Below are 18447 nucleotides of genomic sequence, written 5' to 3' on the forward strand. Positions count from 1 at the left end.
TTTTTGCATAATAATTAGCAGCAAGAAAAATCCGAACTCGCTTCGCTCAAACAACGGATGTTTTCTCGCTGTGTAAGTAAGCAAAAAATCGCTTTTTAACGCTCTGAAACTTAATGCTCAAGACAATCAGCCTCTACCTTATACTTATAATTTATAGTTAATTATCATAATGTTTAAAATGCCCCTATGACACCGGAGGCTATAATCTTCAGTCTTACCCGCAGTGGCCCGAATACCTCACAGGCCCCCTTGGCGTACGCATAAATTGTTGCATTCCCACGGGCTGCCCTAAGGTCATTAATGGTATTATAAATTTCTTCACCTTCGATAATACCCACATTACCGGAAATAGGATCAGGCAATACACCCTTTTGGGTAGCAATGCCGTTAACCTCCTGAAGGAAGCTGGTTATTTCTGCATCCACTTCCTCCTCTTTATTAACGTTGACATGGAGTCTCTTGGTAGCAATCAGCTCACCGTCATTAAATACCCGCTTATTACGATAAAGCTGCAGCACTGTGCGAACATCCTCACCACGAACTAGATTGCCAATGGATACAATACGCACAATCATATCATCCTGACTTTCAGAAATAATCTGGGCTGCCTGTTCATAATCAGACTGCAAAATCCATATCTGCTTTTCTTGCTCCGTAGCCTTATCACCCAAACGATGGGCAATATTCTCTCTTGCCATATCTGTAAGCACGCTCAGATCATTCATGGTTTCCTCGGTGCTACGACCACACTTAACCACTCCACCGGACAGCACTTCACCAGCGCGGAAGGTGATATCACCTTCACGCATAATCTGAATGCCTGTAGTCAGATAAGCATTTCTGTCCTCCAGCTGCTTATTATCGTCGGCCAGCTTAGCATTATCATCAGCCATTTTGGCATTATCGTCTGCTAATCCTTGATTTTGGGATATCAAATTATTGTTTTCTGCCATCAGCTCAGCCTTGGCTGCCTCCAAGGCATCATTACCCCTTTGCAGCTCATCTGCCCTCTGCTCCAGCTCACGACGTTGTTCCATAAGCTGATCCAAATCCTTGCGGGTCTGAGCCAATGTTGCATCAGTCTTGGCCTGCTCTGCTTTGGAATTTTCCAGTTCCTTAGAAGCATAAGCCAGACGGTTTTCCGTTTCCGCCATGGTCTGGCGAAGCTGTTCCATACCGAAAAGAGCAGTACGAACATTGTCAGAAACAGTGGTCATTACTGCCAAAGTCATGGTAGTAATACTGATACCTGTAAGAATCGTTACCAAAACAGAAGTATGCTTCGGTCTAAGCCCAAAAATAGTCAGCTTTTTCTTGCCGACCTTAGACCCTAATCTATCACCTATAAAGGCTATGGCTCCGCCCACTACTACCAGAACCACAATCAAAAACAGACCATACACGGCGAAGTCACATCCCTTCAAAAAATACAAACAACAGAATCATCATTTAATGACTACATAGTTTTCATCACTTGGAAGCCCTGTGCATAAGCCAGCCACCTGCAATAAGGCCTACTATATTAGGCAGCCATACAGCTATAATCGGTGGAACAGTTCCCCCCTGGGCAATGGCCCCGGCCATGGTCATTAAGCTATAGTAAATAAAGATTATTACTATACTTATAACAAAGCCACGAGATGAACTGTTGCGGTTTGGCTGCATGCCCAATGGAACCGCCACCAAGGTGAAAATCAGGCTGGCCATTGGTATAGTAACACGCTGATAAAGCTCCGTTTCCAGCTTTGCAGTATTAACATACTGGCTTTTCATTATTTTTATCTGAGCCGTCAGCTCTGCCATGGACATTTCCTCAGGCTTCTTCTGCTCACGGATAATTTCCTTCGGACTTTCATTTACCGGAAGCACTTGGGTATCAAAATGCATGGTATGGCGGGACTCTCCCTGGGATACATCATAAATAATTCCCTGATGCATGGTCCACTGATTATCCTTCCAATCAGCAAATTCAGCGTTTTCCACATGACTCAGCTCTCCCTTTTCAAAGGACTGCATAGTTATACCCAGCATCTGATTGGTGGTAGCGTCATACTGACGGGCATAGATAAGATTTTCAATATTGCCGTTCTTTATATCCTTGATAATGATATGCTCCTGAGACTGGGGTGCCAAATTTCCCTTAATCTCATAATTGAGCACATTACTATACGCTTCATTGGACCATGGCACTATGTATTCACTGAAATAAACAGCAAATACACTTACAAATGCGCCTAAAACAATGGCTGGTGCCGCAATGCGATAAAAGCTGATACCGCATGACTTCATGGCTGTTATTTCGCTATTGCCGGACAAACGGCCAATGGTCAACAGGCCGGACAGCAGCATGGACATTGGAAAAGTCCAGATGACAACGCCTGGAAGACTCAGCACAAAAATCTTGGCCACTGATGCCAGTGAGGCACCATATTCAGTGATATACTGTGCAATTCGGAACAAGGTTCCGGAACCGATAAATACGGCAGAAAATGCACATATACCAAATATAAAGGTCTTAAAAACCTCTTTAAATATGTATTTGTCTAATATTCTAATCTGCATCTTCTTACCTCTATTATAATGTGAAATCATTACCAAGATAGAATTTCTTGGCCAGCTCACTGTTTGCAATAGTGTTGCTGTCACCCTCCAGGAGAATCTTACCATTATTAAGGATATATGCCCTGTCAACGATGTGCAGGGTTTCTCTTACATTATGGTCAGTGATGAGAATACCCATTCCACGCTCCTGAAGGTATTTGATAATCCCCTGAATATCAGCTACTGCCAATGGATCTACACCGGCAAAGGGCTCATCCAACAGAATAAACTGTGGCTCCAATGCCAGACAACGGGCAATCTCCACGCGGCGACGCTCACCGCCAGAAAGCTCTGTACCCAATCTGTCAATAACATGAGATACATGGAATTCCTCCAGCAGCTCCTTAACCTTCTTCTGACGGGTAGCCTTATCCTTAATGGTGCCCTCCAGAATGGACATAATATTTTCCTCAACGGTCATATTGCGAAAAATTGATGCCTCCTGGGCCAAATAGCTGATTCCCAGACGGGAACGCTTGTACATTGGCATATCACCAATGGGAAAATCAGATAAAAAGACTTCTCCGAAGGTTGGGCGCTCCAAACCAACAATCATATAGAAAGTGGTGGTTTTACCGGCACCATTTGGCCCCAGCAAGCCTACGATTTCTCCCGTGCTAACATTAAGGGAAACACCATCCACCACATTTCGTTTTTTAAATGTTTTAACTAAATTTCTGGCCTCAATATGCAACTCAATAGACCTCCCAGTTACTTCACAGATGTCTTGCCGTCATCAGCCAAATATACGGTCAGTTTTTTGCTCTTCAGTGTATTGTTATCCTGAACAGCCCAGGCGTTGCCAGTTATAATAGCCTTGCCCTTTTCCTTGCCCCAATAATCCACCTGGTCGCCACCGGCCTCCATGTTATTCTTGGGGCTTACCATATATGCATTACCATTACCTACGATGTGATCTTCCTTCATAAATCCGCGAATCAGATCAGCTCTAAAGGTCCCATCCGCTGAAGTGATGCTGCCACCACTTGGAATCAACACATACTCATCCTTTTGGAAGTATTCCACCTTAGGCCCCATAAAATGCTTGTCAGCCTTGGTGCCGTTTACAGAGCCTACGGCAATCATGTGGTCAGGACCATCAGTGGTTACCAAATCAGCAGTTACCCGCATGTCTTCCTTTGTGGCCACCACATTGCCCCTTACCTTGCCTTCCTGGGTCTTGGAATTATACTCTGCATAATTACCTGTAACAGTGGCATTACCCTTGGTCATTACCACATTACCCTTGGCAGAGGCCAGACCACTTGCCATATCATATTCTACTTCCTCTGCATCAAGGGTTGCCGGCTCGTTATTATCTGCTGCATAAATAGTGCCTGAAACCGCCATAGTAGCAATACCAGCCATAACAATTGCTTTTTTTATGTTCAATCTCATTCTCATAGCTTATTCTCCTATTCCTTTTTACCCTTTTCCAGATGGGCTTTTCCAATGGCCTTGAACTTGGTAAAACCGTTAGTACTCTCTATGCGGTCGCCAGAAGCCTTTATATGTTCCTTTTCGTACTCAATCTTTGCGTCTCCCTTCATGGCCAGCATATCCTTATCGGACAGCCACTCCACTTCCTTACAGGAGAACTTTCCGCCATCACTGGATTTTCCTTCAACACCATCGGTAATTTCCAAATGATGATCCTTTTCCTTATATATAGCCTTTGGAGCCTTCAATTCAACAGTGCGGCCGTCCTCAAAATTATATACAGCCTTCACGTTGATAAGAGAAGCATCCTTGGTATCAATATCCATTTCTATATTTTCGGCAGTTACTGTCCAAATGATTTTACCATTTTTTTCCTCGCTGATAGTATTGCCATCAAAATTAACTATACGCTGTGATGGAGTGTCTACCACATCAGGTGGCTCTGGTATGCCGTTCACAGCCCATACAATAAGGCCTACCAACAAAACTGCAAATATACCTGCCAAGGCCTTTCCTTTTTTATTCATTGTCAGTTACCTCTGATTTTACTATATGATGCTTATGCACCTGCTGCTCAGGAGCTGTGTTCCAGCGCTTCTGGAACCAAAGCCACTGAGTTGGATTTTCAATAATAATTTTCTCAAGAATCTTAGTCATTTTATAGGTTAAATCAAACAAATCCTTATCGCTGTCCCCAGTGTCTTCATAACGAAGAACCTCACCAATCACAACCTTGTGATGACCATCGGGCTGACGCAATATAAAGGCTGGCAAAATCGGAGAATTAAACTTTTTGGCAAAAACAGCAGCCCCCATGGGAGTTGAAGCCGTCTTGCCCAAAAATTCAATAAAGGCACCACCAGGACCAGCATCTTGATCTGCCAAAAATCCCAGTATTCTCCCTTTTTTCAGTGCCTTGGCTGCTGCTAAAAGCTCACTGGTACCACGGGAAAATATCTCTACGTTAATAGTTGCCCGCAAATCATTTAGGGCGTTTGTATAATCCATGTTAGGCTGCTGCTTGGCAATTGCACTTACAGGCATATCATTCATGGTAAAAGCAGCGGACAGCCACTCCCAATTGCCCACATGGCCTGTAAGCACCACAACACCGTGCTTTTCTGCCAAGGCCGCCTCCATCCTTTCCAGATGATCAATTTCAATATGCTTTTTAAAATTATCCTTGTTAAGGGCGGGCATATACAGCACTTCAAAGAAATTACGGCCCATATTGATGAAGGACTCACGAACCAGCCTTTCAGCCTCTTCCTGAGATATTTTTAAAGACTCCCGCATCTGCTTTATCGCCAGATTTCTCTGTTTCTTTATTAACTTGTAATACAGAATGCCCAATCCCTTGCCCGCTGCCAACAACCAGCTATAAGGAGTTCTGCAGGACACCCAGCTCAGAAACATAAGAAGCTTGTATACCATAAAAATCCAAATCTCCTATCCCTATTACAAAGAATACTTTTATTTACTGTCTTACACCGTCAACTGCTTTTTTCCCAGTAAAAGTGCCCACAAGGGAATCCCATTTCCCCTGCTCCTTTAAGATAAACTCAAGGATTTCCCGAACTGCCCCCTTACCACCGGGACATTCAGCCACCACTATGGCCAAATCCTTAACCTCTGCCACAGCATCTCCTACGCAACAGCCAAGGCCTGCCTGCTGAATAAGAGGAATATCATTGATATCGTCTCCCACATAGGCAATCTCATCATCCTTGAGGGAGAATTTCAACTTAAGCTCTTCATAAGCACCACGCTTATCGACACACCCCTGATAAAGAGCATCAATCTTCAGCTCATTGGCACGCCTGGTCATAATTCTGGAGCTACGGCCGGTAATTATTGCACTTTTGATATCTCCCTTATGAGCCATGGCAATACCCATACCATCCCGGGCAGAAAAAGCCTTCATGGCTTCTCCTTCAGGCCCCATATAGATACACCCATCCGTAAGGGTTCCATCCACATCGAAAATAATCAGCTTAATTTTCTTGGCAATTTCAGAAGCACCTTTTTTAGTTTTCATATTATACAACTCCCTGACGCAAAAGGTCTGTCAAATGCACAATACCAACTGGTTTATTATCAGCACTCACCACCGGCAAAACCGTAATTGGCCGTGGCTTATGCTTTTCCATAATGCTTAAGGCAGATGCCGCCAGCTTCTCTTGAGTAATGGTATGAGGATTCTTGGTCATAAGCTCCTCCACCGGCTCATCTAAAAACTGACTGCCCTTGGCCAGACAGCGACGAATATCACCATCTGTTACCAATCCAATAAAATTACCATCATCATCCACCACAGATGTTGCACCAAGTCCCTTGTCAGTCATCATAAAGAGGGCTTCCTTGGCTGTGGCACTGTAGTGAATAATAGGATTGTCCTCACCACTATGCATAACATTTTCCACAGTTAAAAGCAAACGGCGTCCCAAGGAACCACCCGGATGAAACAGGGCAAAGTCCTGTTTGGTGAAGTTTCTGGCCTCAAGCAGCGCCACCGTAATGGCATCCCCCATGGCCAAGGTAGCCGTGGTGCTGGCAGTAGGAGCCAGCCCCAAAGGACAGGCCTCCTTTTCCACACTGACATCAATAAAGAAATCAGCATTTCGCCCCAAAGCAGATTCCCTACGGCCTGACATGGCGATAATTTTAGCACCAATGCGCTTTACCACCGGCAGAATATTTACCACCTCAGTGCTTTCACCGCTGTTGGAAATAGCTATAACCACATCATCAGCTGTAACCATGCCCAAATCGCCATGAAATGCCTCAGCCGGATGCATGAAAAAGGATGGTGTTCCTGTGCTGGCCAAACTGGCAGCAATCTTTCTGCCCACATGGCCGGACTTACCCATACCCGTAATAATAACCCTTGCCTTGCACTCCAGTATACACTGAACTGCCTGGACAAATTCTTCATCAACATGATCAATCAGCTTCAATACTGAGTCCGCCTCAATACGAAGTGTCTCAATTGCAGAATCCTTAATCATTTAATAAAAGCCTCACAAAATTACAACTGTTTTCTTACAATATCATGAATCGCAATAGCATCCTTCAAGAGCTCCTCCAGCTTGTCCAGATAAATCATATTAGGACCATCGCAGAGAGCCTCCTCCGGATTATCATGTACTTCCATGAAAAGAGCATCCACACCTGCACCGACAGCAGCCCGCACCAGATTTGGCACATATTCACGGTTTCCTGCTGAGCAAGTGCCAGCACCACCTGGCAGCTGAACGCTATGGGTACCATCAAAAACTACAGGGTAACCAAAGGACCGCATAATTGGGAAAGCTCGCATATCCACAACCAAATTGTTGTAACCAAAGGTAGCACCGCGCTCTGTCAGCATAATCTGAGAGCAGCCACCCTCATGAAGCTTGTCCACCACATTGCGCATATCTGCTGGGGCCATAAACTGCCCCTTCTTTACATTAACAACAGCACCGCTTTTGGCTGCAGCATAAAGCAAGTCAGTCTGACGACAGAGGAATGCCGGAATCTGGATTATATCTGCCACCTTGGCCACAGGCTTCACCTGCTCCTCGGTGTGAATATCCGTAACGATAGGCACCTGCAGTTCATCCTTAATGTGCTGCAGCATTTCCAGTCCCTTCTTCAAACCAGGGCCTCTGAAACCGTTAAAGGAAGAACGGTTGGCCTTGTCAAAGGAAGCCTTGAAAACATACGGAATCCCCAGCTTACCACAGATTTCCTTGATTGTGCGGCCAATCAGCAGGCAACGGTCCATCTCCTCCAAAACACATGGGCCAGCCAACAGAGCCAGCGGTTTGCCATTACCAATTTCAAAATTACCCACCTGAACAGTATTCATAATGCTACCACCCTTCTTCCTCAGGCATTTTGCCCATTTAAACGCTGTTTATATGCTTTATTTACTGCTTCCAGATCTTCCCTTGTATCCACTCCAACGAAATGGAAGTCAGTTTTGATAACCTTAATTTTATAACCATTTTCCAAAGCCCGAAGCTGCTCCAGAGATTCAGTAGTTTCCAGAGAAGTTGGCTCCATCTTGGCATAATTCAGCAGGAAATCCCGCTTATAGGCATATATACCAATGTGCTTATACACAGTTACACCCGTATTCTCCCTTGGATAAGGCAGAACACTTCTGGAAAAATACAGTGCATAACCATTTTTATCAGTAACAACCTTTACGTTGTTAGGATTTTTTATATCATCTGGATTTGTCATTGGCGACTTTACTGTGGCCATCTGCAAATCCGGATCGTCATCAAAGGCTGCTGCCAATTCGTCAATAAGGGCAGGCTCTATCATCGGCTCATCACCCTGAACATTGATAATAAGCTCTGCCTCGGGGTGGGCTGCTGCCACCTCTGCCAAACGGTCGGTGCCCGTTGGATGGTCCTTGGCTGTCATCATGGCCTTACCACCATTTTTTACCACAGCATCATATACCCGCTCATCATCTACAGCCGCAATAACACCTGTAAGGCGCTTTGCCTTGGCTGCCTGCTCATAAACTCTGGAAATCATAGGCTTTCCACATATATCCGCCAAAGGTTTCCCTGGAAGACGGGTAGATGCAAAACGAGCCGGAATAACACAAAGTGTATTCATTGACATATCAGCCTCTCTTTATCAATTAGACTTATGCTGCCCCAGCTTTTCAGCAATTTTTCTCCGCAGCATCTCTTCAAATTCATCCTTGCCATTCTGAAGTACAACCTCAACAGTGAGAATAAGTACAGGAATCTGCTTTTCATCAGGCACCGCCGCCAAAAATTCCATTGGCAGCTTAACAGCATCCTTTTCAGTGGTTACAATAGCCTCAGCCCCCTGACGGACAGCCTGCTCCATGGCATCCACCATTTCCTCCTGGGTGTATTCATGATGGTCTGGGAAACGGAAGCTCTCAATGATTTCCGCACCAGCACTGGCCACAGTCTGCTCAAAGGAAGCAGGATTACCAATTGCCGAAAGGGCCACCACCTTCTTATCCTTAATGGCAGAAATGGACATTCCCTCACTGGCCACATTGCGCTTCCAATCACACAGCTCAATGCAGGACTGAGGATGATGAATACTTTCCACTACAGTAGGATTGCTTCCATACTTGGCAATTTGGTCCCTAATATATTTCTTGAACCCTGGCAGACCTTGGTCCACCTTGGTCATAAGACATACATCTGCACGCTCCAAATGAGTAATAGGCTCACGCAAAGTGCCCCTTGGCAGTACATGCCCATTACCAAAAAGATTTACGGAGTCAATAAGCACCACATCAAGGTCACGGGCCAGCTTCCAATGCTGGAAGCCATCATCAAGAATTGCCACCTCAGCACCAAAGTGCTCAATTGCGTACTGACCTGTTTTATAACGATCACGACCAATCAGCACTGGAACCTCCGGCAAATGCTTGGCCAACATATAGGCCTCATCACCGGCCTGATCAGCCTCCATATAAATATGGTTGCCATCAGATACCAGACCAACCTCTCCCTGCCACTTGGCACGATAGCCCCGGTTAAGAATAACTACCTTATAGCCCATATCACGGATATATTTGGCCAAGCGCTGGGCCGTAGGGGTCTTACCAGTACCACCTACAGTAATATTACCCAAGCTGATTACAAAGCAGCCCAGCTTGTTTGTCTTTAAAATTCCAAACTTATAGCTGTCCAGCTTTAAGTTTACAAGCATACTGTAAACCTTGGAAAGGATAAACAGAATTGCCATTACACAACGGGTAAAAAAGCCCTGTGGCTCCTTATTATGGATAATCTGCATGAAATAAGTCTGGAAGTTTTCCAATTTATCAGTGGCCTTGACCTTGTTCATTTCCACCTTGGTAAGGAGATCGTTAAGAATCACAGCCGTTCTATGGGCTGCACCCTTGTTTTCCTTACAAATGGCCAAGGTTTCTGCTTCCATGCGATGGCGCTCCTCATCATCCCTAAAGAGGTGCAGGGCCTCCACCGCCAAATCATCTCCGGACTTAACAGTAATTACAGCATTGCGGTTCTTAAAAAGTAGATGAGTATCCTTGAAATTCTGCATATTTTCTCCCACAATAATAGCCTTTCCGTGGGCCGCAGGCTCCAGTATGTTATGACCACCGTGAGGAATCAAGGTACCACCAACAAAAATAACATCACCTACGCTGTACATCTTTCCCAGCTCACCAATGGTGTTAAGAATAACCACATCATGATCAGTGGTAAAATTCTCCTGCAGCTGGGTTCTGGTTACAGCCTTAAAGCAATACTCATCACAAAGGGCCAATATGGCGTTTGTACGAAGAATGGCCCGGGGAGCTATTACCAGCTTTGCCTTAGGATAAATGCGACGTATTTCATTAAAGGCCTTTAACACATGCTCCTCTTCCCCTTTATGGGTGGAGCCGGCTAAAAATACCCCCTGATTATCCTTAAGCCCCAGCTCTAGCAGCAAATTACGCTTTTCCTCTGGACTGACATCAGTGTAGGTCTGATCAAACTTGGTATTTCCGGTAACGGTTACCAAATCCGGGTCAGCCCCCAGTTTTAGAATATTTTCTGCGTCCACATTGGACTGCATGGCAAACACCTTAATGGAGCTGAGGATTTCATCCCAAAGACCCATCATATAGCGATAGCTTTTGGCACTCTTGTCACTGATACGGCCATTTACCATGAGCACCGGGATATCCAGCTTTTTGCAGGCCCTAAGAAAATTTGGCCACAGCTCCGTTTCCACCGGCATAAAAACCCGCGGACGAACTCTATACAAAAGATTGGCCGAGAGCCATGGTAAATCAAAAGGAAAGTGAATTATGCTGTCCGCATCCTTAATGATTCGGTTAGCCATTTCATAGCCACTGTTTGTAAATACAGATACAAGTATAGGACTCTGAGGAAATTCCTTGTGAAATTCCTTTATAAGTGGGCTGGCCGCCACAATCTCACCAACGGAGGCGGCATGAACCCATATACAATTTTTGCGGGCAACCTTATCAAGGGCATGCTTGGGCAAAAATCCCAGCTGTTGTTTGATTCGTTCCACGAATCCCTTTTCCCGGACGCCCCGTATGCAGAATACCGGTATCATTAGAATGACCACCAGTACACCTACAATATTGTACACTAAATGGAGCATAGAATAGTTTTCTCCTCAAAAATACCAATAGTTATGCATTACTGTTGCGGAACTGAATATTGTAAAGATTACTGTAAAGACCATCCTTGGCCAGCAGCTCCTCATGGGTACCATGCTCAATAACATGGCCATTTTCCACAACAAAAATCTGGTCTGCATTAAATATAGTAGACAGGCGATGGGCAATAACGAAGGAGGTTCTCCCCACCATCAGCTTGTCCAAAGCGTCCTGTACGATTTTCTCACTTTCTGTATCAAGGGCAGAGGTGGCCTCGTCCAAAATAAGAACCCGTGGATTTTTCAAAATGGCTCTGGCAATGGCCAGACGCTGGCGCTGACCGCCTGACAAATTCAATCCACGCTCGCCAATTTTGGTATTATAACCCTCAGGCAGCTCCCGAATAAACTCGTCAGCATTGGCAGCCTTGGAAGCCTCGATGATTTCCTCGTCGGTGGCATCCAATCGTCCATAACGGATATTTTCCATTACCGTGGTACTAAAAAGCATGGTTTCCTGGGGTACCAGACCAATCTGCTCACGAAGAGAATCTGTGGTAACCTCACGAACATCATAACCATCAATGGAAATAGAGCCGGAATCTATATCATAAAATCTAGGTATCAAATTAGCAATAGTGGATTTACCGCTGCCGCTTGGTCCCACCAAGGCAATCATCTGACCAGGCTCTGCAGTAAGACTCACATTGGAAAGAGCCTCCTGCCCTTCCTTATAGGAGAAGGTAACATTATCAAATACCACCTTGCCCTCTATCTTAGGAAGAACCTTGGAATCTGGACCATCCTTAATCTGCTCGTCCATATCCATAACATCAAATACGCGCTCTGCTGCCGCCATAGCCTTCTGAATTGCACCATAAACACGGCTAAGACGCTTTACAGGATTTGCCAAATTAACGGCATAGGTAAGGAATGCCACCAGCTCACCGGCGGTAATGGTTTCATTAACAACCTCATAGCCACCGAACCACACGATAAAGGTTACAGCCACAGCGGCCAAAAACTCCACAGTCGGGGTAAGCAAGCTCATAAGCTTAACATTTTTCATGGCCGCCTGGAAATTCAGCACATTCTGATGATCAAAGCGCTTAATCTCATAGGCTTCACGAACAAAGGATTTTACCACCCTGATGGCCGCTATACTTTCCTGAAGCATGGAAGTGATATCCGCCATACGCTCCTGAATAAGAGACCCGGAGGATTTCAGCTTCCGACCAAAGATCTTCATAGCATAACCGACCAAAGGAATTGTCATCAAAGTCAACAAGCTGAGGCGCCAATCCAAATAAACCATCATTACCAAAGAACCCACCAGTATGGAGGCCTCTGTAACCATCTCAATCAGGTTATTTACAATGGCACTCTGCATAGCCGATACATCGTTGGTAATATAGCTCATTACAGTACCAGTCTGCTGCTTATCATAGTAGGAAAGAGGCATTTTCTGGAACTTGCGGAACAAGATGCTGCGCACATCGATAATAACCTTCTCACCCACATAAGAAACCAAATAGCTTTGTCCGTAGTAAAACACACCTCTAATGAACATTACCACCAGGATACCAAGGGCAATAAGGTTCAGCATGTACATATCCCTTTCCATGAGTACCTTATCAATCATATCCTTGATAATCCATGGAAGATAAAGATTGGCTCCTGCCGCCATAATAATACAAAATACTGCCGCCACCAGTCTTCTGGTATATGGCTTTATATACATAAGCAAACGCTTATAATTCTTCATTTACTAACTAACCTCCAGGCGGCTTTTACCATATCTCTCTGCCGCCGCTAAAATTTTCTCTGCCACTCTAACTGCCGCCCCGGGCTTACCCAGCTTGGACACAGCCTCCTTTAGCCCATCAATGACCTTGTCACGGAAGCCTTCTTCGGCATAATACTTCCTTGCTTCATCAAAAATTCTCTCCCCGGTGACCTCGTCCTGCAAAAGCTCTCTTTGCACCTGACGCCCCACTAAAATATTGGGCAAAGTAAAGAATTTAATATCCACCAACAGCTTGCCAATGGCATAGTTCAAGGCTGCCATTTTATAAAGGCATACGCATGGAAGCCCTAAAAGAGCCGCCTCCATAACTACAGTACCAGAAGTGGCAATGGCAAACGCCCCTATACTCATCAGATCATAATTCTTATCATCAGTATAATGAATATTCACCTTATGTTGGGAGACAATATCTGTAATCAGTCTCTTGTCTATCCCCGGTGCCACCGGCAAATAAAACTCCAGACTGTCATTATCCTGCTTTAAAAGCTCTGCTGCACTAAGCATAGCCGGCAACAGCATATTAATCTCCTGCTTACGGGATCCCGGCAACAGAATTACGGGATTTCTTCCTTCGGCTACTCCAAAGTATTCTCTGGCCTCCGCCTTGGTCATACTCGGCTTAACCGTATCCACCAGTGGATTGCCATTGAAGGAAATATTGGCTCCTGCCGCCTCATATACAGGCAATTCAAAGGGGAATATAGCCGCAAATTCATCGGCAATGGCGGCACATTTCTTGGCACGACCCTTACGCCATGCCCAAGCCGACGGTGGGATGTAGGAAAATACCGGTATTCCCATAGCCTTGGCTTTTTTTGCCAAACGCCAGTTAAAATCAGGATAATCTATCAGCACAAGAATGTCTGGCCTCTCCTTCTTCATGAAAGCCTCCAGCTTATCCAAAAGAGCGAATATCCTGCGAAGGTTTTTTATGACCTCCCAGACCCCCATAATGCTGTATTCACGCATATCAGAGCATAGGCGAACACCTGCCGCCGCCATCTTAGGACCACCGAAACCAATAAGCTCCGCCTCAGGACATTTTTCCAAAACAGCCCTGGCAAGACTCTCCCCATGCACATCCCCAGAGGGTTCTCCCGCAGAAAACATTATTTTCATTGTAGACCCCCTCCCTAAATTTGCGCATAAAAATCCATTAAAAAAGCATTACAATATATTATAACGCAATTGTTCAGATTTTGCCACCGGCAAAATATTCCGCTTAGCGTTTCATCGTGCCATTTTTCAAACACGATATCGCATATTTTATTCTTACATACAACACAAAAGGGACCGAAATCTTCCAGTCCCTAAAATATTCTGCACAATATTTTATTCCATAACAGCGATGGCAATGTCATTGGCATCTGCCATTTCAATAACCTTTGCCCTATCCACCAGCAGGGTTCTGCCAGCTTCAATAACCAAAGCCTTGGCTCCCACAGAAATCATGCTTTCAAGAGTGGTAGTTCCTACAGCAGGAACATCAAAGCGCAAATCCTGATTTGGCTTTGCCACCTTGGCTACCACAGCGCCACCACGGGCCAACTCGCCACCACGGCGTATGCAGGCATCAGTACCTTCAATTGCCTCCAAAGCCATAACACCCAGCTGTTTTACCACAGCAGTCTGCCCCACATCCAGACGACCGATTTCCCGGGCCATCTCCATGCCAAACTTCATATCCTTAATTTCCTCATCCGTAGGCTTTCTCTTAGTAAGGACTCCCACCTCCGGCATTAAGGATTTAATAAGAGCTGTCTGATCAAAGGCTTCAAGGTTATCCTTAGCCAATTCCTTAATAAAGGCCAGCATCAAAGTATCGTCCTTGCGGTCGGGCAAAGTAAATATCAAAGAGAGCATTCTCAAATCAGGCTGAACGTGCTGTCCACTGTATAGGATTTCCTTGGTAACCTTACCAATCATGGTTACCTTCTGGACTCCATTTTCCTTCAGATAGTCAATGATAGCCTGCAGCTGAGCCACATTTATATCCTTATAGCCTGCAGTACAGCTTTTAAGCTCCTCATCAACCCCGGGAACCAGACCCACACAATATACCTCATAGCCCATAGCCTTGGCAGCCATTGCACATTCCACCGGCAATCTGCCCACACCGGCCAAAAGACCAATCTTTTCCATACTCATCCTCCGATATTATCCCTCAGAGTCGTCCCCAGCCTTGGAACTGTGCTTGACATTCGGACGGCAAATACCACGATCCGCATTTCTGAGGAAGTTTAACAAATGCTCAATTTCTTCACAGGAATCCACCTGTTCCTCAATGGCCTCAATAGCCTCCGGCAAACGGAGTCCTGAACGATACAGGAATTTATACGCCTGCTTGATCTTGCTGCGGTTCTCAGCACTGATGCCCGCTCTGGACATGCCAACACTGTTAAGACCACAAGCCCTTGCAGGGGAACCATCCACAATAGTGAACGGAACAATGTCATGAATATTACGGGACATACCGCTGACCATGGCATTACGGCCAATGCGCACAAACTGATGCACTCCTGCCATACCACCAATAACAGCCCTGTCCTCCACGATTACATGGCCAGCCACCATAGCGGCATTGGCCATGACAATATTGTTGCCTAAAATACAGTTGTGAGCCACATGAACATAGGCCATCAACAGACAATCATCACCAATACGGGTAACCTCATCTTCACCACAGGCACGATGAATAGTGCAGAACTCATGGATTTTGGTACGATCACCAATTTCCACAAAGCTGCGCTCTCCCTTAAACTTAAGGTCCTGAGGCTCCTCTCCAATAGAAGCTCCCTGGAAAATATGACAATCCTGACCAATCTTTGTCCAACCAGTAATTACCACATTAGGACCAATCTCTGTACCGTCACCAATCTCTACATTTTCTCCAATAACCGTAAATGGCCCGATTTTTACATTTTTTCCCAACTTGGCATTGGGATGAACCACGGAAAACTTATGTATATCAGCAACAGAATTATTTGTATCTGTCATATAAAATTACACTCCTTTAGTATGCCCGTAGGGCCTAAAACAGTCCATACTTACTGTCATAATGTATAAGTCATGGAACAGCCCTATTTGACTACACTCCATTTTCGCTTATTTTAAACGCTTTTTCGGGCAAATACTAAATCTTTCTCTGTATTTCTTCTCTTTTCATCTTTTTTACTTATTTGCTGGCTGCTGTAGCGCAAAGGTGAAGTCACCCTGAGCGGCAAACACACCATCCACAAAGGATTCCGCATGAAGTCTGCCATAATCCCCATGAACCTTCACCAGCTCAGCCTTCATTACAAGCTGATCCCCAGGAACAACAGGCTTCTTGAACTTAATGTTGTCCATTCCACCAAAAAGGGCAATCTTACCACGGTTTTCCTCAGGATAAAGCATAGCAATGCCCCCCACCTGGGCCATAGCCTCCAAAATAAGTACCCCTGGCATAATAGCCTGATGTGGGAAATGACCACGGAACTGTGGCTCATTATAGGTTACATTTTTAATACCGGTGGCAGACTTAAACGGATCAATTTCAATAATACGATCAACAAGTAAAAATGGTGCGCGATGTGGCAAAATTTTCTTGATTTCATCAATTTCCAATACCATATTTAATACCTTCTTCCTTTTTCAACGTAAATAACTTTATGACTAAAATCTCTTACTTGCAAAATTCCTCAGCCAAATGCTTGGCCATGGTGGTATTCAGGGCGTGACCGGATTTAACGGCAATAATATGTCCCTTTATAAATCCCGCCAATCTAAGGTCTCCCACAATATCCAAAATCTTGTGGCGCACCAGCTCATCAGGATATCTCAGCTCATTCATCCACCCCTGATCATTGTAGACAATTACATTTTCCATGGTACCGCCTAAACCCAGTCCCATCTTTCGCAGGGCCTCCACCTCTGCCTCATAGGCAATGGTTCTGGCAGCCCCCACCTCTTTATTGTACTCATCAGGGGTAATCTCATAATCACCATACTGAATTCCAATAAGAGGATGTGGGTTAATGGAAGTAAAGCTCACCCTAAAGCCATCATATGGCACTGCCAAAATAAACTTATCCCCGTCATCCACCCGATACAGCTTGTCGATAACAATTTCCCGGCGGGGAGCCTCCAGCTCTTTAATACCTGCCTGGATAATAAGGTCACAAAAAACCTTGGAACTGCCATCAGCCACCGGTGGCTCCTCGGAGTCAATAAGCACACGACAGTTATCTATTTTCATTGCATTAAAAGCAGACATCATATGCTCAATGGTGAACATCTTAATGCCATTATCTTCAATTGTAGTAGCTCTAAGAGTAGAAGTAACATTTGCCGCCTTGGCTTCCACCTGAGGTGAACCTTCCAAATCGTTTCTTACAAAAACGATGCCGGTATCCGCCTCAGCCGGCTGAAGAGTCATATGTACATCTACGCCAGAGTGCAACCCTACTCCAACATAACTTATTTCGGAGTTAAGGGTAGTCTGATTACTCAAATTCAGCCCTCCTTGACATAATATCTCAACTTTAATTATACAAAATTATTAGGTATAGTGCAAAAATCCTAGTCCAGTCCTATATTCCGTACAGATTTCCAACGGTCATGGAGCCAGAACCAATCCTCAGGATATTCCCGAATATGATCTTCCAATAGGTTCATCACCTGCTGTGTTGCTTTTTCTATATCTGCTTTTTTATCCTTTGTCTGATCCACATAAATTGGTGGATAAATAGTTATATGATGTCCACCATCATGGCGATGGGTTATTTGTCCGTGGAAAATAGGGGCTTTCTGGGAACGGGCAATGGTAGCAGGACCAGTAAAGCAATTTGTCTTTCTGTTAAAGAAATCAAGTATAATGCCATCCCGCAGGCTTGGATCCTGATCTGTTATAAGGCCGATCATCCAGCCCTCCTTTATCATCTTGAACATTTCCCTTACACCGCTGGTATAGGTAATATGCATTCCCACCATAGTACGGTACTCATTGATAAAGCGGTCCATGGCACTGTCCTTCTGTTTCCTGGCAACACCTACAAGTGGTACCCCATACTGGGCCAAAGCAGCTCCCATGAGCTCCCAGCTGTCACTATGGGAAGTAGCAATTACAGCCCCCTGCTTATTATCAATGGCCTCCTGCAAATACTCCAAGCCATCAATGGTAACATATTTCTTTATGTAATCTTCTTTGATAAGCTCAGGATAGCGAAGTACCTCCATCAGCATGGGACCAAACTGCACCCAGGAAGCCTTGGCAATTCTCTCCGCCTCTCCGGCATCCACTCCCAAACAGCGAATGATATTATCATAAGCCATGAATTTTCTCTTTTTGGGCAACACTGCCCAGGTCAGCTTTCCCAGTACCTTGCCAAAACTATTGCAGTTTTCCATGGAAAAAAGACAAGCTAACCAGCTGAAAAATTTCATAATATAGTATGCCATTATTTCTAATACTCCTTAACGCCGAT

18 protein-coding genes are annotated in these 18447 nt (G+C 44.9%); all 18 read right to left on the minus strand.

Features of this window, described 5'->3' with window-relative positions:
• Nucleotides 1–173: 173 nt before the first annotated feature.
• Nucleotides 174–1403 carry a DUF3084 domain-containing protein gene (locus T355_RS0110000; RefSeq protein ID WP_027397636.1) on the minus strand — a complete coding sequence of 410 codons (1230 nt, stop codon included), beginning with the start codon at nt 1401–1403 and terminating at the stop codon, nt 174–176.
• Between the two features lie 67 nt (nt 1404–1470).
• Nucleotides 1471–2562: an LptF/LptG family permease gene (locus tag T355_RS0110005; protein WP_027397637.1), complete on the minus strand. Its 1092-nt coding sequence runs from the start codon at nt 2560–2562 to the stop codon at nt 1471–1473.
• Nucleotides 2563–2575: 13 nt separating this feature from the next.
• Complete coding sequence (lptB, locus tag T355_RS0110010) at nt 2576–3295, minus strand: LPS export ABC transporter ATP-binding protein (protein ID WP_027397638.1); 720 nt, start codon at nt 3293–3295, stop codon at nt 2576–2578.
• Nucleotides 3296–3312: 17 nt separating this feature from the next.
• A complete protein-coding gene (locus T355_RS0110015; protein ID WP_231483020.1) occupies nt 3313–4005 on the minus strand; it encodes an LptA/OstA family protein in 693 nt (230 codons plus the stop codon).
• A gap of 11 nt (nt 4006–4016) precedes the next feature.
• Nucleotides 4017–4568 carry an LPS export ABC transporter periplasmic protein LptC gene (gene lptC, locus T355_RS0110020; protein ID WP_027397640.1) on the minus strand — a complete coding sequence of 184 codons (552 nt, stop codon included), beginning with the start codon at nt 4566–4568 and terminating at the stop codon, nt 4017–4019.
• Nucleotides 4561–5475, minus strand: coding sequence for a lysophospholipid acyltransferase family protein (locus tag T355_RS0110025; protein WP_027397641.1), 915 nt, complete (start codon nt 5473–5475; stop codon nt 4561–4563). The genes lptC and T355_RS0110025 overlap by 8 nt, the downstream gene beginning before the upstream one ends.
• Nucleotides 5476–5518: 43 nt before the next feature.
• Nucleotides 5519–6079 carry a KdsC family phosphatase gene (locus tag T355_RS0110030; RefSeq protein ID WP_027397642.1) on the minus strand — a complete coding sequence of 187 codons (561 nt, stop codon included), beginning with the start codon at nt 6077–6079 and terminating at the stop codon, nt 5519–5521.
• A gap of 1 nt (nt 6080) precedes the next feature.
• Entirely contained in the window at nt 6081–7049 is a 969-nt protein-coding gene (locus T355_RS0110035; protein WP_027397643.1) for a KpsF/GutQ family sugar-phosphate isomerase, read from the minus strand.
• 20 nt (nt 7050–7069) lie between these two features.
• Nucleotides 7070–7894, minus strand: a complete 825-nt coding sequence (gene kdsA / locus T355_RS0110040) for a 3-deoxy-8-phosphooctulonate synthase (protein WP_027397644.1) — start codon at nt 7892–7894, stop codon at nt 7070–7072.
• Nucleotides 7895–7914: 20 nt separating this feature from the next.
• A complete protein-coding gene (gene kdsB / locus T355_RS0110045) occupies nt 7915–8661 on the minus strand; it encodes a 3-deoxy-manno-octulosonate cytidylyltransferase (RefSeq protein ID WP_027397645.1) in 747 nt (248 codons plus the stop codon).
• A gap of 21 nt (nt 8662–8682) precedes the next feature.
• Nucleotides 8683–11178, minus strand: coding sequence for a tetraacyldisaccharide 4'-kinase (lpxK, locus tag T355_RS0110050; RefSeq protein ID WP_027397646.1), 2496 nt, complete (start codon nt 11176–11178; stop codon nt 8683–8685).
• Nucleotides 11179–11209: 31 nt separating this feature from the next.
• Nucleotides 11210–12940, minus strand: a complete 1731-nt coding sequence (gene msbA, locus T355_RS0110055; protein ID WP_027397647.1) for a lipid A export permease/ATP-binding protein MsbA — start codon at nt 12938–12940, stop codon at nt 11210–11212.
• A 3-nt stretch (nt 12941–12943) separates the two neighbouring features.
• Nucleotides 12944–14101, minus strand: a complete 1158-nt coding sequence (gene lpxB / locus T355_RS0110060) for a lipid-A-disaccharide synthase (RefSeq protein ID WP_027397648.1) — start codon at nt 14099–14101, stop codon at nt 12944–12946.
• Nucleotides 14102–14314: 213 nt separating this feature from the next.
• Nucleotides 14315–15124: an LpxI family protein gene (locus T355_RS0110065; RefSeq protein ID WP_027397649.1), complete on the minus strand. Its 810-nt coding sequence runs from the start codon at nt 15122–15124 to the stop codon at nt 14315–14317.
• A 15-nt stretch (nt 15125–15139) separates the two neighbouring features.
• On the minus strand, nt 15140–15979 hold the full coding sequence (gene lpxA / locus T355_RS0110070) for an acyl-ACP--UDP-N-acetylglucosamine O-acyltransferase (RefSeq protein WP_027397650.1): 840 nt from the start codon (nt 15977–15979) through the stop codon (nt 15140–15142).
• A 174-nt stretch (nt 15980–16153) separates the two neighbouring features.
• Nucleotides 16154–16594 (minus strand): 3-hydroxyacyl-ACP dehydratase FabZ, encoded by a 441-nt coding sequence (fabZ, locus tag T355_RS0110075; RefSeq protein ID WP_027397651.1) that lies wholly within the window; start codon nt 16592–16594, stop codon nt 16154–16156.
• Nucleotides 16595–16646: 52 nt separating this feature from the next.
• On the minus strand, nt 16647–17474 hold the full coding sequence (gene lpxC / locus T355_RS0110080; RefSeq protein ID WP_027397652.1) for a UDP-3-O-acyl-N-acetylglucosamine deacetylase: 828 nt from the start codon (nt 17472–17474) through the stop codon (nt 16647–16649).
• A 68-nt stretch (nt 17475–17542) separates the two neighbouring features.
• Entirely contained in the window at nt 17543–18424 is an 882-nt protein-coding gene (locus T355_RS0110085; protein WP_027397653.1) for a lysophospholipid acyltransferase family protein, read from the minus strand.
• Nucleotides 18425–18447: the final 23 nt, after the last annotated feature.

It is taken from the genome of Anaerovibrio lipolyticus LB2005, from assembly GCF_000621545.1.
Lineage (GTDB): Bacteria > Bacillota > Negativicutes > Selenomonadales > Selenomonadaceae > Anaerovibrio > Anaerovibrio lipolyticus_A.

Bases quoted from the DNA above. Each gene is read 5' to 3' on its own strand.
- T355_RS0110065 (WP_027397649.1), bottom strand. From the start codon at position 15,124: ATGGAAAAGATTGGTCTTTTGGCCGGTGTGGGCAGATTGCCGGTGGAA.
- lpxB (WP_027397648.1), bottom strand. From the start codon at position 14,101: ATGAAAATAATGTTTTCTGCGGGAGAACCCTCTGGGGATGTGCATGGG.
- lptC (WP_027397640.1), bottom strand. From the start codon at position 4,568: ATGAATAAAAAAGGAAAGGCCTTGGCAGGTATATTTGCAGTTTTGTTG.
- T355_RS0110030 (WP_027397642.1), bottom strand. From the start codon at position 6,079: ATGAAAACTAAAAAAGGTGCTTCTGAAATTGCCAAGAAAATTAAGCTG.
- T355_RS0110025 (WP_027397641.1), bottom strand. From the start codon at position 5,475: ATGGTATACAAGCTTCTTATGTTTCTGAGCTGGGTGTCCTGCAGAACT.
- lpxA (WP_027397650.1), bottom strand. From the start codon at position 15,979: ATGACAGATACAAATAATTCTGTTGCTGATATACATAAGTTTTCCGTG.
- kdsB (WP_027397645.1), bottom strand. From the start codon at position 8,661: ATGAATACACTTTGTGTTATTCCGGCTCGTTTTGCATCTACCCGTCTT.
- T355_RS0110005 (WP_027397637.1), bottom strand. From the start codon at position 2,562: ATGCAGATTAGAATATTAGACAAATACATATTTAAAGAGGTTTTTAAG.
- kdsA (WP_027397644.1), bottom strand. From the start codon at position 7,894: ATGAATACTGTTCAGGTGGGTAATTTTGAAATTGGTAATGGCAAACCG.
- fabZ (WP_027397651.1), bottom strand. From the start codon at position 16,594: ATGGTATTGGAAATTGATGAAATCAAGAAAATTTTGCCACATCGCGCA.
- msbA (WP_027397647.1), bottom strand. From the start codon at position 12,940: ATGAAGAATTATAAGCGTTTGCTTATGTATATAAAGCCATATACCAGA.
- T355_RS0110015 (WP_231483020.1), bottom strand. From the start codon at position 4,005: ATGAGAATGAGATTGAACATAAAAAAAGCAATTGTTATGGCTGGTATT.
- T355_RS0110035 (WP_027397643.1), bottom strand. From the start codon at position 7,049: ATGATTAAGGATTCTGCAATTGAGACACTTCGTATTGAGGCGGACTCA.
- lpxK (WP_027397646.1), bottom strand. From the start codon at position 11,178: ATGCTCCATTTAGTGTACAATATTGTAGGTGTACTGGTGGTCATTCTA.